We start from the raw sequence: 15,011 nt of genomic DNA on the forward strand, positions 1-15,011 counted from the left end.
CCGATTACTCCACTTCCACTATCATAGCCACGCCCAAACCACCGGCCGCACAGGCCGTCGTTAAGCCAGTTCCACCACCACGGCGCTTAAGCTCACGACACACTTGGGTGATTAAACGGGTTCCCGTTGCCGCAAAGGGATGACCATAAGCCAGCGAGCCACCGAGCACGTTAAACTTGCTCATGTCGATTTCGCCAATCGCGCGGTTACGGCCGAGTTTTTCTTCGGCAAATTTTTTCGAAGCAAACATCTGCATATTCGCTAATGTCTGCGCAGCAAAGGCTTCGTGCATTTCAATCAGAGTAAGATCTTCTAATTCCATTCCAGCACGTTTTAACGCCAGTGGCGTCGCGTAGGACGGTCCCATCAGCATATCTTGCCACACATCAATGGCGCTAAAGGCGTAACTCTTAATGTAACCAATAGGTTGATAACCTAAGGCTTTGGCTCGACCTTCACTCATCAGGATAATCGCTGAGGCACCGTCCGTCAGTGGCGTACTGTTAGCCGCCGTCACAGTACCATGCTGTTTATCGAATGCAGGACGCAACTTAGCATATGACTCCAGTACCGAGTTTTCACGGATATTGTTATCACGATCGATAAACTGCTTATACGGCGGTATATGCGCGACCATAACTTCGTCACGCAAATGGCCCGAAGCCCAAGTTTCACTCGCTAAGGTATGTGAGCGGTGCGCTAAGGCATCTTGATCGGCACGGCTAATATTGTAGGTTTTTGCCATCTGCTCGGCGGTTTGTCCCATAGACAAGCCCGTTGAGTACTCTGCCACCGCAGGCGGCACAGGTAATAAATCCTTTAAACCTAAACGGCGGAAAATTTGTAACTTTTGCCCAAAGCTACGGGCTTTATTCAGATCGACTAACGCATGGGCTAATTTTTTCGATACACCGATAGGCAATACAGAGGAAGAGTCGGCGCCGCCCGCAATACCGATTTCGATATTACCCGTCATGATAGATTCAGCCACGTTTACGGCAGATTGAAAGCTAGTTGCACAGGCGCGAGTGACACTATAGGCATCGGTCGACACATTCATGCCAGTACCGAGTACGATTTCACGGGCAATGTTAGGTGCAGCCGGCATTTGCACGACTTGTCCATACACTAATTGCTCAATCAGCTTAGGATCGAGTTCAGAGCGCGCCAATAATTCATTGACCACCATTTTGCCCATATCGAGCGCCGATACACCGTGGAATGCCGTGGCTTGCTTTGCAAAGGGCGTTCTTAAACCCGCTACAATGGCGATACGTTCACCCTTGGCGTTCGTAACCTGTTGTCTATCACTCATTTGTCACCCTCTTTATGTGCGCAATCGCTGAGAGATTTCAGGCGGCGCTAGCTATTTCCGTGTTTGACCCATTGTTTTACGGCGAAAAACGCCCAATAACAGGTCTGACCATTAAAGTGTGATCTGATTCTAACTTCTTGTCAGCAAGTTTTAAACACCTGTTTGTTTTTTTAACACTAGCCAAACCCTAAGGGAATTCTTTACCATAGCTGCTGTCTATAGCCCACACACGTATTTTCAACATAATAAAACGAGTAGCATCATGCCTTTGAGTCGCTTCCACGCATTACGCACTTACCTAAATAAGGTTGTTTTAGGGCAGCCAGTATTGACCGAAAATCTGCTCATTGCCTTAATTGCCAATGGCCACTTATTAGTTGAAGGACCTCCGGGACTGGCAAAGACCCGTGCAGTGAAAGCCTTATGTGACGGGGTTGAGGGCGATTTTCACCGCATTCAATTTACCCCAGATCTGCTACCTGCCGACTTAACTGGCACAGATATCTATCGCTCGCAAACCGGCACCTTCGAATTTGAAGCCGGACCGATTTTCCACAATTTAATCCTGGCGGACGAAATTAACCGCGCCCCAGCCAAAGTTCAGTCAGCCTTATTAGAAGCCATGGCCGAAGGTCAAGTCACAGTTGGTAAGCACAGCTATAAGCTACCGCCGCTGTTTTTAGTGATGGCCACCCAAAACCCATTAGAAAACGAAGGCACTTACCCGCTGCCCGAAGCACAGCTTGACCGTTTTCTGATGCACTTAAACCTTGATTACCCGAGCGGCGAGACTGAAATCGAAATTCTGCGTCAATCCCGCAAAGAAGCGCTGACCCACGAATTGCCAACCACTGAGCCGATTGCACAAGCAGATGTCTTTGCCGCCCGTGACGAAGCCATGGAAATCTATCTCGCCGAACCGCTCGAAAAGTACATAGTCGAAATCGTGATGGCGACCCGTGAGCCTTTACGTTACAGCGAAGACTTAGCTAAGTGGCTTGAGTACGGCGTCAGCCCGCGCGCAACCATTTCATTAGAACGCTGCGCCCGCGCCCGTGCTTGGCTGCACGAGCGAGACTTTGTTTCACCGGAAGACATTCAAGCCGTCGCACCGAACGTGTTAAGACACAGATTGCTACTTAGCTACCAAGCACAGGCCGAAGGTGTCAGCCGCGATCACGTGATCAACCACATCTTAAGTCAAGTTGCAGTACCTTAACGGTGAAGATAAAGGTGAAATAAGATGAGTGACATAGCGCGACTCTCAGCCTCAGTCGATGGCTTGCCGCTTTTTGCCGATGGCTTGCATTTAACCGAGCAAGAGCTGCTGGCGTGCCAAAATATCGCCCGTGCTATGCCTGAGCGTTATAGCCGTGCCCGCGCTAATTTAGCGGGCCATCGCAGCAGCTTAATCAAAGGCCGCGGTATGGAGTTTGCCGAGGTGCGCCACTACCAACAGGGCGACGATGTGCGCACCATTGATTGGCGCGTTACCGCTCGTACAGGCACAACTCACACTAAGTTATTTGTCGAAGAACGTGAGCGCCCTATTTTATTGTTAATCGACTTGAGCCAAAGCCTCTATTTTGGTTCGAGTTTATTGCTGCAATCGGTGCAAGCAGGACACCTTGCGACCACCTTAGGTTGGAATGCGATTAACCATGGCGATCGGCTCGGCGCCTTGATCGCATGCGAGTCTGAGCATTTAGAGCTCAAACCCCGCAGCCGTCGTCAGGGCATATTGCAATTGATCTCAGGCCTGCGCCGTGTGCACGAAAATCAGCTCAATCATGTTGGCACTGGCCAGCGCGATCCTGACCATATCCTGCGTGCCTGTCAGCGATTACAACGTATCGCCAAACCCGGCTCCTTAGTTTGGATAGTGACAGATGGCAGCCATTTTAGTCCCCAATGTATCGCGCCTCTCACCGAGCTTAAGCGTCATTGCGATGTGGGTGCCTATCTTATTACCGATCCTCTGCGTCAAGGCACACTGCCGTTACCGCACAACTTTAATTTGCCGGTACGGGATGGGGATGAGGACTTAGTGCTTACCCGCCACAGTTATCAGGCTTGGCTCGACATTCAGTTGCGTCAGCAAAAGGACTTTATCGCCATGATGCAGCAACTGCGCGTTCGCACCCAGCTCATAGATGCGGGTGCTCCCCTAGCCCATCAATTGGAATTATTGCGTTAACTATGGATCCAGCAACAGTGAATTCAGAAATAGCAAATCCACAGGCAACAGTACCTATGCCTTCTACGGCGTCAAACCCAGCCCTTGCACAACTGCAGGATATTATTCATCCCGATCCGATCGGCGCTTGGCCTTGGGCAATCGGTTATTGGCTGGTTTTAGCACTTGTGATTGCCCTCATCACACTCTTAGTTATCTGGCTAAGAAAACGCGCCCGTGACTTAGCGCCGAAAAAAGCCGCTAAACAGTTACTCAATCAGCTCGATAAACAAGCGACTTCCTATGCCTCTGACGTCAACACCCTATTAAAGCGCACCGCCATGAGTTACCTCAGCAGAGAAGCGATAGCCTCCTTAAATGGCGAAGCTTGGGCGACTTGGTTAGACAGCTATTTACCCGAGCATAAACGCCAACGTATCGGCCCCTTATTAGCCAAACGTCATCAGGCAACGCCATTGACCTTAGCTGAAGCCAATGAATTACATCAACTCGCACAGGCTTGGTTGGCATCGAAAGCAAAACTGAGTGCGCCTGAGCCGAATCTTGTTCAAGCTAAGGGCTACGTTCAAGCTAGTGGCGACGCTCGAGCTAAAAGCCAAGCGCCAACCCAGCAAACTGACACTGAAAAAGCGGAGGCACAATGTTAACAATTGCATGGCCTTGGCTATTGATATTATTGCCTTTACCCTTGATTTTTTGGCGCCAACACACATTACAAGTGGATGGTGGCCGGCTGCAATTACCCGGAATAAGCCAAACGGGTAAACAAAGCTTAGCGGCCAACACGCGCCAGAGTCGCAAACGCTACTGGCTGATGTGGTGCCTGTTAGTGCTCGCTATTGCTCGTCCTCAATGGCTTGGTGAACCTATCGAACTGCCAAGCCAAGGCCGCGATTTGATGATGGCGGTGGATTTATCCGGCAGTATGCAGATTGAAGACATGGTGGTGAATGGCAAAACCGTCGACCGTTTCACTTTAATTCAGCACGTCGTCAGTGACTTTATCGAGCGCCGCAAGGGTGATCGTATCGGCTTGATCCTCTTTGCTGATCACGCCTATTTACAGGCGCCGCTCACCCAAGATAGACGTTCAGTGGCGCAATTTTTAAAAGAAGCACAAATTGGCTTAGTCGGTAAGCAAACCGCCATAGGTGAAGCTATCGCTCTAGCGGTAAAACGCTTCGATAAAATGGACGAGAGTAATAGAGTATTGATTTTATTGACCGACGGTTCTAACAACGCGGGCAATATCGAACCAGAGCAAGCAGCGCAAATTGCCGCTAATCGTAAAGTTACCATTTATACGGTTGGTGTGGGCGCAGATGTGATGGAGCGCCGCACACTCTTTGGCCGTGAGCGGGTTAATCCTTCGATGGATCTGGATGAAAACCAACTTAAGCATATCGCCGACGTCACCCACGGCCGTTATTTTCGCGCCCGTAACAGCCAAGAGCTAGACCAGATTTACCAAGAAATCGATAAACTCGAACCTGTGAGTCGCGACCAGTTAAGCTATCGTCCGCAGGCAGATCTGTTCTATTGGCCGCTGGCACTGGCATTACTGACGAGTCTGTGGATTGCCTTAGGTCAATTGCCACTCTTTGCAGCGCGCCGCGTTAAACCCTCTGTCGCAACCACTTCACAGGGGAACATCAAATAATGAGCCTACATTTTATTCGTCCCGAATGGCTACTCGCCCTAGTGCCGCTAGCCTTAGCCTTGTTGAGTTTATGGCGGCAACACGAGAGCCACAGCGCTTGGAATCGTTATATTGCGCCGCACTTAGCCAAGATATTGGTCACCCAAGGCAATAAGAAATCCCGCCGTCCGTTGCATTTATTAGCCTTAACTTGGTTGATTGCGACCTTGGCACTCGCCGGACCTGCCGTTAATAAACAATCCTTACCTGTGTTTGCCGCCGAACAAGGCCGCGTACTGGTGATGGACATGTCCGTATCTATGTTCGCCACCGATCTTGCGCCGAATCGGTTAACCCAAGCCAAATTTAGGGCAACGGATCTCCTGCGTAATCTTAAAGAAGGTGAAACAGGTTTAGTCGCCTTTGCAGGCGATGCCTTTACTATCAGCCCATTAACCCGTGATACCGGCACATTACTCAATTTACTGCCGACCTTAAGTCCTGAGATCATGCCCGTTCGTGGCTCAAACTTAGCGGCAGGCTTGACCCAAGCCAAAACGCTACTGGCTCAGGGTGGCCATATTCGCGGTGATATTATCCTGATGACAGATGGCATCACAACAGCCCAGTTTGATGAGGCTAACTCGGCATTAAATGGCACGCAATATCGCCTCGCCGTCGTCGCTTTTGGTACCAGCCAAGGCGCGCCAATCCGTCTACCCGATGGACAATTGCAGCGCGACAGCAGCAACGAAGTCGTTGTGGCCAGCACTGATTTCGCTCTGCTGCAAAAACTGGCTGCGAATAACAAAGGCGTTTTAATCCAAAATCGCACCGACGGTAATGATCTCGCCCAATTACAGCAATGGTTAAGCGATGCTGGCGATGCGAAAGCCACAGATCTTGATGGTGAAACTTGGCAGGATCTCGGTCCTTACCTCGCCTTATTATTACTGCTACCCGCCCTTTTCAGCTTTAGACAAGGAATCGTGGCCAGTGTTGGATTTATCACTCTTGCTGGCAGCTTACTGCTCGCGGCTGTGCCTCAGCCAGCCCATGCCAGTGTGTGGGACAATGCCTGGGATAATGTGTGGAAAACCACAGATCAACAAGCGATGCAGGCCTATCAATCCCAAGATTACGCAAACGCCGCTAAGCAGTTTGAGTCGCCACAATGGCGAGGCAGCGCCCAATACAAAGCCGGTGATTACCAGCAAGCACTGAAAACCTTCGAGCAAGATAGCTCAGCCCAAGGCCTCTACAATCAAGGCAATGCGTTGATGCAACTCGGTAAACCCGATAAGGCCAAGGAGCGCTATCAAGCCGCACTTGAAAAACAAACCGATTTCCCTGCGGCCAAGGCCAACCTTGAACTGGCTGAAAAGTTATTGCAGGAACAGCAACAACAGCAAGGTAAAAACGAGCAACAGGATAAGAACCAAGATCAACAAGGCGATCAGCAGTCTGGCGACCAACAATCCGGTGACCAAAAATCGCAGGGTAAACAGCAATCTGACCAAGATAGCGCTCAGAAAGATAAGCAAGATCAAGCGGGACAAGAGCCTCAGGATCAACAGGACGATGCCGACGCGGATCAAAGCCCTGAGCAGCAAAAAACGGATGAGCAACAGTCTGAGCAAGATAAGCAAAATGGCAATGCTCAGGATCAGCAGGATGAAGCCAAGCAGCAAAATGGCGAGCAGGATGCGCAGGAAAATGAGCCTGTAGACAATTCACCTGCAGACAATGAAGCTAAGATGCAAGCGCAGGCTAAAGCCGATGCTGAAGAGCAAAAGTCAGCTGAGCAAGAAAAGCAAAGCGTTGCCGCCAAAGAAGCTCCAGAGCAAAATACGCAAGATAAACAAGAGGCTGCGATGAGTGAATCGGTCGAGGCACCGCCAACCAATAGCGAGCCACTGCCCGCAGAAATGCAACGAGCACTGAGGGGCGTGAGTGAAGACCCGCAAGTGTTACTGCGCAACAAGATGCAGTTGGAATATCAAAAACGCCGTCAAAATGGCCAAATATCAAAGGATAACGAACAGTGGTGACGAGACAATTTTTTATCCTGCTACTCCTTACCATCGGAGTGGCTCATCCCGCCTTTGCACTCAGCAAAATTGAGGCATCGGTCGATCGTAATCCTGTGATGGAGGGTGAATACTTTGTGCTCAACATCAGCGTCGATGATGAAATCGATACCGGCAAGCTAGACACATCCGCCCTCCTGAAAGACTTTATTGTTGGCCGCACCAGCGTGAGTCGCAGCACACAGATCATGAACTTCGATGCGGTCAAAGAGACTCGCTGGCAAGTGTTGCTCGCGCCAAAACAAAAAGGCCAGTTAACCATTCCAGCCTTTACTATTGACGGCGTCAGCTCGGCGCCGATCCCACTCAAAGTGGTCGAAACCGGTAGCCAGCCCGCGCAAATGAACAATCTGTTCATTGACGCCAAAGTCTCGACCGACGAAGCCTATGTTGGGCAGCTCATTACCTACAAGGTGAAACTCTATCTGGCGGTAGAATTACAAAGGGGCGTATTGAGTGCACCTGTGATCGAAGGCGCACAGATCAAACAAATCGGTGAAGATAGGGATGGTTCAGAGATAGTCGATGGTCGACGTTACCGCGTGATTGAACGCACCTATGGCATCATTCCCGATTTGCCCGGCCAAGTGAATATCAAAGGTGCAACCTTTGCTGGCGATGTGCTGGTAGAATCCCAACGCCGCGGCGGCATGTTTGGCTTTAATGAAAGCCGCCCAATGCAAGCAGGCGCGCCCTCACTGACAGTTCAAGTGAATCCCGCACCAGCAAGCTTCCAAGGCCAATGGCTGGTTGCCGATTTAGTAGCGCTAAAAGAAAACTTCCCTGAGGATATTAAAAAGTTTACCGTCGGTAGCCCTATCACCCGCACTATTACGCTGTTGGCTTCCAATGCCGATGAAAATAGTCTGCCTGATATACTGCAAACCCTGCCTAATGAACTGAAGTCATACCCAGAAAAACCTCAGCGGCAGACCTTTGTGCGCGATGCACAAATTGTTTCGCAGTACAGTATTACTTCGGCAATCGTTCCCAGCAAAGCGGGCACCTTTACCTTGCCCGAAATCAAAGTGCCTTGGTGGAATCCGCGCCTTAAACGTCAAGAAACTGCAACGCTGCCCGCGCGTACCATAATCGTTGAAGGTGGTGCTGTCAGTGATACGCCAGCTCAACCAACATGGGAAACCAACTCCGCGGCAGATAAGGGCTGGTCTTGGCTAACCACTGTTTTTGCTGCGCTATGGCTGGTCACTCTAGTCGCTTGGATTATCACCTTAGTCGCTTGGCGCCGCGCCTTAAAAAATCTAACGGCCGCCCCAATTGCAGTAAACTCTTCAATAAGTTCAGCACAATCAGTGACTGCCTCCGGCTTGAAAGGATTAGAGCAAGCCTGCGCCAGTGGCGATGTGAGCCGAATTATGTTGCAATTGCAGCGATATTTCAGTGAGTTACAGCAAACGCCTATGACATTAGATAAGATTGCTGAGCAGTCACCACAACTGGCAGCAGCGATACAGCAACTGCAAATCAAAGCCTACAGTGCGAAGGCCGATAAGAGCCACCATACTGACAGTGCTAATACGAGCAGTGCGAATTCTAACAATACAAATAGCCACTTAAGCGCCGAATGTACCGCCTTACTTAACGCGGTTAAGGCCTGTGAGCATAAACATTCAAACCCAAAATCAGCGCCATTAAGCCCACTGAATCCTAAATAAATGATGGGGTTAATGACAAAAAAGCGAGTGCTACTATGCTAAATATTCCGCCCAAAAGCCCAAAGATAAAAAATGTTTGCTAACTGGCGCAAGAAATCCGTCGAGCCCGCGGTCTCTTCTGACATGCTAAGCAAACAACGACGATACAACAGCCTAGTCAAGGCGCTACATGCAGACATTTTCCGCTACGCCTATTGGTTATGCGGCGATAAGCACGTGGCTGAAGACATTACCCAAGAAACCTTCTTGCGGGCGTGGCGCTCTTTGGATTCCCTCAAGGATGATAAAGCGGCGAAAGCTTGGCTGATCACGATTCTTAGGCGTGAAAATGCGCGGCGTTTCGAGCGTAAACAGTTCGATTATTCCGACGTTGAGCAAGATACCTTAGAGGACAATATCTCCAATAGCAGTGAAGAGCAGACCGAGCAATATCTGATCCGTCGACAAATTGGCAAGCTGGATATCGAATACCGCGAACCACTCTTACTCCAGCTCATTGGTGGCTTTAGCGGCGATGAAATCGCCGAGCTGATGGAGCTCAATCGCAACACCGTAATGACGCGTTTATTTCGGGCGAGGAGCCAATTGAAAGAATTACTTGAAAAGAATGATGTGAGAGGTCAATCCAATGGATGAGCTTAAATTTAGACGTCAAGCTTATGAAGATCCTCATAATCAAGATGCTGACTTTCTGGCGCAGATCAATGCCAAGCCAGAAAACCAAGCCCTAATCAATGAGCTTAAAAACCTTGATGCCAAACTGAGCAATGCATTAAAAGTGGATGTGGCTGAGGATCTCGCCGACAAACTCATTTTGCGTCAGCAGTTACAACAGCACCATAAACAGCGCCGGCAAACGTTTTTTTTAGTGGCCATGGCAGCCTCGGTTGCGTTTGTGGTAGGGATCAGCTTCAGCCTATTACGCTTAGGGCCTATTGATTTGGCTGAACATGCACTGGCCCATGTCTACCATGAAGATATTGCCTTGCATGTCGATCAAAATGTCAATTTTAGTCAAGTCAATGCCCAGCTTGCGTCGATAAAAGACTTTGGCAACGCCAAATTTACCCAACAACCGGGCAAAGTGTATTACACCTCTTATTGCGATTTTCAAGGGGTAAAAAGCCTGCACTTAGTACTTCAGGGCGAACAAAGTAAGGTGACGCTTTTTATCGTGCCACTCGAGAAACGTATGGTGTTGGATAAAACCTTCGCCGACGGTAAATATCAAGGAATGGGCTTTGAAACGCCCGATGCATTTATTTTGCTCATAGGTGAGGATCAAGCTGACCTTAGCTATATAAAAGACGAAATCAAGAATATATTTATTTAAGACATTGTTATAAATGATATTTAAAAATCAACCTCCGATATTTTCATGTTATCGGAGGTTAGATTTCAATCACACTTACATCTGCTAATGGGCGCACGTTCAAACATCTGGTAGCATGCTTGCCACTTTTAATAATAAAAAGATGGGAAAAGGCAAGATGACGATTGAAACCCCGATTTTAATCACATTTGTTGGTTACTTAGTATTGATGATGGGCATAGGTTTTTGGGCTTACCGTGCTACCGATACTGTTGATGATTATATTTTAGGTGGCCGCAAAATGGGCCCCGCAGTGACCGCACTCAGCGTGGGTGCATCTGACATGTCAGGTTGGCTGTTACTGGGGTTACCCGGCGCAGTTTACTTAAGCGGCTTAGGTGCAGCCTGGATTGGCGTAGGATTAATTATTGGTGCTTGGCTAAACTGGTTATTTGTTGCCAAACGACTGCGCATTTATACCCAACTCGCCGATAACGCCCTCACTTTACCGGATTTTTTCGAGAAACGTTTCCACGATACCCAAGGCTATCTCAAGCTCGTTTCCGCAATCACTATTCTGGTGTTTTTTACTTTCTATGCCTCCTCAGGCATGGTCGGTGGCGCGATTTTGTTTGAGAAAGTCTTTGGGCTTGATTACACTGCAGCCCTCGTGATTGGCTCGGCCATCATAGTCGGTTACACCTTTATTGGCGGTTTCTTTGCCGTGTGTTGGACTGACTTTTTCCAAGGCAGTTTAATGCTCATCGCCCTATTGATTGTCCCTTTTGCCGTTTTCGCTCACCCCGAAAGCCATGCAGGTATTGAAACGATTGATCCCGCAATGTTGGCATTGGTCAATGACAAAACCACTGCCATCGGCATGTTATCTTTGCTCGCATGGGGCCTAGGTTATTTTGGTCAGCCACATATTTTGTCGCGTTTTATGGCGATAGGCAGTGCCGATGCCCTGCCCTTGTCACGCCGTATTGCCATGAGCTGGATGGTGTTATCTCTCATTGGCGCGTTAGCCACAGGTATCGCAGGCTCGCTCTATTTCGCCAAAGAGCCATTAGCCAATTCTGAAACAGTGTTTATCCATTTAGCTCAAGCGGCGTTTAACCCATGGATTGGTGGGCTATTAATCGCCGCTATTTTATCGGCAATCATGAGTACTATCGACTCACAACTCTTAGTCTGCTCAAGTGTCATCACCGAAGATTTCTACCGTAAATGGTTACGCCCAAAGGCCGATGATCGCGAGCTAATGATGGTAGGTCGTTTAGGCGTGCTCGCTATCGCTGTGATTGCAGGTGTGATAGCACTCAATCCTGAAAGTAGCGTACTCAGCCTAGTGAGTTATGCTTGGGCAGGCTTTGGTGCGGCCTTTGGTCCCGTAGTCTTGTTATCCTTGTTTTGGAAGCAATACAGCCGTAATGGCGCTATCGCCACTATTATTGTCGGTGCATTAACCGTGGTGATTTGGAAGCAACTCACTGGTGGCATTTTTGAAGTATACGAAATCCTTCCTGGGTTTATATTCGCGACTATTGCGGGTATTTTAGTCAGTAAATTCTCTGCTCCAAGTGAAAAAGTAACGACAGAGTTCGAACAATTTAAGTCTGCACTCTAATCTAGATATGCTTCCATATGTTTAAAAGCGCACAAGTGTGCGCTTTTTACATTTTGTATCCTTTTAAATACCCTACACACCATTACAAACCGTTAACTTCAATTGAAACCCATAGCAGCACCCAAAGCCCTTCATATCAAGCATCTGGCCAGACCATTCAAGCATACTAAAGTATCACTCTTGTTTTAAAGACTTTTAATTAACTGAAAATTAACATATTTCACTTCTGGTCGGACTTGTTGAGGGTACATTGAATCCATAAGATGCCGGAGACTAATAAATGGATTTAAATACTTTCGGCGGACTAGGACCGAATAAAAATCCAATACTTATAAAAAATAGAGAGAATAATAATGAAAACATTCAACAAGACACTCATTGCCGTTTCTGTCGCATTAGCAAGCACACAAACCTTAGCTTCAGGTTTTCAACTAAACAGCCAATCAGCAACGGGTATGGGCCGTGCATTTGCGGGTGATGCGGTTATTGCCGATAACGCTTCTGTGTTATCACGTAACCCTGCTGCTATGGCATTATTCGATAAAGATGCGATCTCCTTCGGCTTAACTTATGCCGATATTACTGTTGATGTTAAAGACGTTAACTTTGCCGGTGGTGCCGTTGACTTAGGCAGCATCGATGACGCGGGTAGCTCTAAAATTATCCCTAATATTTTCTACATCCACCCCATCGACGATAAGTTCGCCGTAGGTTTTGCCGCTTTCTCTAACTTTGGTACCGGTACCGATGCCAGCTCACTATCAAAGAGTTTACCAGCAGGCTCACCAGCACCTTATGATCTGCTTGGCGAAACAGAAGTAACAACGGTTAACTTTAACACCAGCCTTTCATACCGTATTAATGACATGTTCAGTATCGGTGCTGGTATTGATGCCATTTACGGTGAAGGTCGTTTAACCCGTAACATGGGCGCGACACCTCTGGTTGACGTCGACGCTGACGGTTGGGCGTTTGGTGGTATTGTGGGTGCCACAATTGAGTTAGATAAAGACAATCGTTTCGGTATCAGCTACCGTTTCAGCCCAACAGTGAATGTTAAAGGTGATGTTAATACCATTACATCAACCAATATACCAAATGTTGGACAAGTGGCTGTTGCCACCAGTTTTGATAGTTTAGATGTACCGCTAGCGGATATCTTCCAAGTGGCAGGTTTTCATCAAATCACCCCTAAGTTTGCTCTGCACTATACAGCGCAGCACACCCAATGGGGTAATTTTGAACAAATCACAGCTAAAGATGGTGTTGCAACCATTCCAGCTGTTGGAGTGACTCAAGCCGTAGGTGATGTTGCGCTGAAAGAATACCAATGGAAAGATTCATGGTTATTCAGCCTAGGTGGTACTTACACAATCAACGAACAATTCACTGTACGTGCAGGTTATATGCATGACCAAGGCGTTGTGGACGAAATCAGCTCTATTTCATTCCCAGACTCTGACCGTAACTGGTACACAGCGGGTATGAGCTACCACATCAACCCACAAAACACCGTTGACTTTGGTATCGCTTATATTAAAGGTGAAGAAGTTCACCTGATCGAAAACAGCGCAATCGCTGGCCCTGTTAATGCGATTACTGAATCGAGTGGTATGTACTACTCAGTTCAATACAACTACCAGTTCTAAGATAAACTCCTAACACCAAAAGCCGCATTTTTTGCGGCTTTTTTGTATCTTAAGCATTTATTGCCTAAAGTTAATTCATACTCCTGTAAATGCAGCTACGGCTATGGCTAAAGTCATTGGACTCGGTGGAATTTTCTTTAAAAGTGTCGATCCCGTTGCCTTGGCAACTTGGTACAAAACCCATCTTCAAGTCCCCATTGAAAACTGGGGCGGCGCCGCGTTTTATCACACAGATAAATCAACTCTTGGCTACCATGTTTGGACCCCTTTCGCCCATAGCACGGACTATTTCGCCCCCTCAGATAAAGGGTTTATGTTCAACTTTGTCGTTGACGATCTAGAGCAAGCCCTAGTACAAGTAGAGCAAGGTGGCGGTCAACCGATTGGTAGTATTGAAAATTCAGAATTTGGCCGCTTTGGCTGGTTTATAGACCCTGATGGCAATAAAGTCGAATTATGGCAGCCAAGCGCCATCCCTCCTGAAAAATAAAATGCTTTAAACAGATATTTCAAAACTCATCTCTCAACATAATCTCCCCTACCTTAAGCGGCATCTATTCCGAATAAACCCAGTGCATGACTGAGGTTTATTCGGTATCGTAGACTGAGTTCATCTAATCAAGAGATTCTTTTTATGGAAAAAAGTAACATCCTTCCTGCCCTGCTGTTAGGTGGTTTCCTTTGCGCTGGGCTTGTTTATGTAGGCCAGACAGCAAGCTCAGCACTATTGCAAATGAAAGCCATGGAACGCACTGTCACGGTAAAGGGCTTAGCGGAAAAAGAAGTCAAAGCCAATGTGGCAATTTGGCCAATCAATTTCACTGAGGTCGATAACAATCTGCCTAAACTCTACGAGACGGTTCAACAAAAAACCGATCGTGTTGTGGCGTTTTTAAAGGAACAAGGCTTTAGCGACAGCGAAATTACTGTCTCTTTGCCTTCAATTGAAGATCGCCAAGCCCAAGGTTATGTCGATCCCAACGTCAGATACCGTTACTCGGCAAAAGTGAACCTATCGGTTTATACCCCACAAATTGATCTCATGCTGAACACCCGTAAGCAAATGATTAACTTAGTAAAAGAAGGTATAGCGATCGCCAGCCAAGATTATGATAATCGCACTGAGTTTCTGTTTACCGATCTCAACTCAGTCAAACCTGTCATGGTGCAAGAAGCGACTCAAAATGCCCGCGAAGTGGCTGAAAAATTTGCTAAGGATTCGGATTCTCGCCTCGGAAAAATTAAAAGTGCGAGTCAAGGCCAGTTCACTATTTCAGACCGCGACAGCAGCACGCCTTACATTAAACAAATTCGCATCGTTTCCACACTAACCTATTATTTAAATGACTAAACTTTAGGTTTAATTTGAAACTCTGAAGCACGAGGAATAAGGCGCTATAGGCCTTATTCCTTATTCCTAAATTAGGTAAAAACACTACATTAAATTTTTCTAATAAATATTGATTGCCTATTGAAAACAACTCCATTAGAATTTTCTCATAA

The 15,011-nt window shown here is 47.7% G+C and carries 13 protein-coding genes; 12 read left to right on the forward strand and 1 reads right to left on the reverse strand.

Annotated features, from left to right (window positions below):
• Positions 1-4 precede the first annotated feature (4 nt).
• Positions 5-1,315 carry an acetyl-CoA C-acyltransferase FadI gene (gene fadI, locus KO533_RS09475; RefSeq protein WP_014610833.1) on the reverse strand — a complete coding sequence of 437 codons (1,311 nt, stop codon included), beginning with the start codon at positions 1,313-1,315 and terminating at the stop codon, positions 5-7.
• A 262-nt stretch (positions 1,316-1,577) separates the two neighbouring features.
• Between fadI and KO533_RS09480 the strand changes: the two genes are divergently transcribed.
• The 12 genes from KO533_RS09480 (at position 1,578) to KO533_RS09535 (ending at position 14,859) form a co-directional block, all read left to right on the forward strand.
• A complete protein-coding gene (locus KO533_RS09480; protein WP_028761051.1) occupies positions 1,578-2,534 on the forward strand; it encodes a MoxR family ATPase in 957 nt (318 codons plus the stop codon).
• 24 nt (positions 2,535-2,558) lie between these two features.
• Positions 2,559-3,512 (forward strand): DUF58 domain-containing protein, encoded by a 954-nt coding sequence (locus tag KO533_RS09485; protein ID WP_219253859.1) that lies wholly within the window; start codon positions 2,559-2,561, stop codon positions 3,510-3,512.
• Between the two features lie 2 nt (positions 3,513-3,514).
• On the forward strand, positions 3,515-4,159 hold the full coding sequence (locus tag KO533_RS09490; protein WP_173244023.1) for a DUF4381 domain-containing protein: 645 nt from the start codon (positions 3,515-3,517) through the stop codon (positions 4,157-4,159).
• Positions 4,153-5,172, forward strand: a complete 1,020-nt coding sequence (locus KO533_RS09495; protein WP_198572765.1) for a VWA domain-containing protein — start codon at positions 4,153-4,155, stop codon at positions 5,170-5,172. Before KO533_RS09490 ends, KO533_RS09495 begins: the two co-directional genes overlap by 7 nt.
• On the forward strand, positions 5,172-7,202 hold the full coding sequence (locus tag KO533_RS09500; RefSeq protein ID WP_219253861.1) for a VWA domain-containing protein: 2,031 nt from the start codon (positions 5,172-5,174) through the stop codon (positions 7,200-7,202). Before KO533_RS09495 ends, KO533_RS09500 begins: the two co-directional genes overlap by 1 nt.
• A complete protein-coding gene (locus tag KO533_RS09505; protein WP_219253863.1) occupies positions 7,196-8,917 on the forward strand; it encodes a BatD family protein in 1,722 nt (573 codons plus the stop codon). Before KO533_RS09500 ends, KO533_RS09505 begins: the two co-directional genes overlap by 7 nt.
• Before the next feature lie 72 nt (positions 8,918-8,989).
• Positions 8,990-9,553, forward strand: a complete 564-nt coding sequence (locus KO533_RS09510) for a sigma-70 family RNA polymerase sigma factor (RefSeq protein ID WP_006085483.1) — start codon at positions 8,990-8,992, stop codon at positions 9,551-9,553.
• The gene (locus KO533_RS09515; protein ID WP_131525286.1) at positions 9,546-10,250 is read left to right on the forward strand and encodes a DUF3379 domain-containing protein; all 705 of its coding nucleotides are present in this window, start codon (positions 9,546-9,548) and stop codon (positions 10,248-10,250) included. Before KO533_RS09510 ends, KO533_RS09515 begins: the two co-directional genes overlap by 8 nt.
• A gap of 157 nt (positions 10,251-10,407) precedes the next feature.
• Positions 10,408-11,859, forward strand: coding sequence for a sodium/proline symporter PutP (gene putP, locus KO533_RS09520; protein WP_105253092.1), 1,452 nt, complete (start codon positions 10,408-10,410; stop codon positions 11,857-11,859).
• A gap of 353 nt (positions 11,860-12,212) precedes the next feature.
• The gene (locus tag KO533_RS09525) at positions 12,213-13,508 is read left to right on the forward strand and encodes an outer membrane protein transport protein (protein ID WP_219253865.1); all 1,296 of its coding nucleotides are present in this window, start codon (positions 12,213-12,215) and stop codon (positions 13,506-13,508) included.
• A gap of 103 nt (positions 13,509-13,611) precedes the next feature.
• Positions 13,612-13,998 carry a VOC family protein gene (locus KO533_RS09530; protein ID WP_219253868.1) on the forward strand — a complete coding sequence of 129 codons (387 nt, stop codon included), beginning with the start codon at positions 13,612-13,614 and terminating at the stop codon, positions 13,996-13,998.
• Positions 13,999-14,142: 144 nt separating this feature from the next.
• Positions 14,143-14,859, forward strand: a complete 717-nt coding sequence (locus KO533_RS09535) for an SIMPL domain-containing protein (protein WP_113940700.1) — start codon at positions 14,143-14,145, stop codon at positions 14,857-14,859.
• Positions 14,860-15,011 lie beyond the last annotated feature (152 nt).

Origin of the sequence: Shewanella sp. NKUCC05_KAH, from assembly GCF_019345585.1 — a bacterium.
In the GTDB taxonomy this organism is placed as follows: Bacteria; Pseudomonadota; Gammaproteobacteria; order Enterobacterales; family Shewanellaceae; genus Shewanella; species Shewanella oncorhynchi.

Coding starts and splice junctions, on each gene's coding strand:
- KO533_RS09530 (WP_219253868.1), top strand. CDS start 13,612: ATGGCTAAAGTCATTGGACTCGGTGGAATTTTCTTTAAAAGTGTCGAT.
- KO533_RS09490 (WP_173244023.1), top strand. CDS start 3,515: ATGGATCCAGCAACAGTGAATTCAGAAATAGCAAATCCACAGGCAACA.
- KO533_RS09510 (WP_006085483.1), top strand. CDS start 8,990: ATGTTTGCTAACTGGCGCAAGAAATCCGTCGAGCCCGCGGTCTCTTCT.
- KO533_RS09480 (WP_028761051.1), top strand. CDS start 1,578: ATGCCTTTGAGTCGCTTCCACGCATTACGCACTTACCTAAATAAGGTT.
- fadI (WP_014610833.1), bottom strand. CDS start 1,315: ATGAGTGATAGACAACAGGTTACGAACGCCAAGGGTGAACGTATCGCC.
- KO533_RS09485 (WP_219253859.1), top strand. CDS start 2,559: ATGAGTGACATAGCGCGACTCTCAGCCTCAGTCGATGGCTTGCCGCTT.
- putP (WP_105253092.1), top strand. CDS start 10,408: ATGACGATTGAAACCCCGATTTTAATCACATTTGTTGGTTACTTAGTA.
- KO533_RS09500 (WP_219253861.1), top strand. CDS start 5,172: ATGAGCCTACATTTTATTCGTCCCGAATGGCTACTCGCCCTAGTGCCG.
- KO533_RS09535 (WP_113940700.1), top strand. CDS start 14,143: ATGGAAAAAAGTAACATCCTTCCTGCCCTGCTGTTAGGTGGTTTCCTT.
- KO533_RS09525 (WP_219253865.1), top strand. CDS start 12,213: ATGAAAACATTCAACAAGACACTCATTGCCGTTTCTGTCGCATTAGCA.
- KO533_RS09495 (WP_198572765.1), top strand. CDS start 4,153: ATGTTAACAATTGCATGGCCTTGGCTATTGATATTATTGCCTTTACCC.
- KO533_RS09515 (WP_131525286.1), top strand. CDS start 9,546: ATGGATGAGCTTAAATTTAGACGTCAAGCTTATGAAGATCCTCATAAT.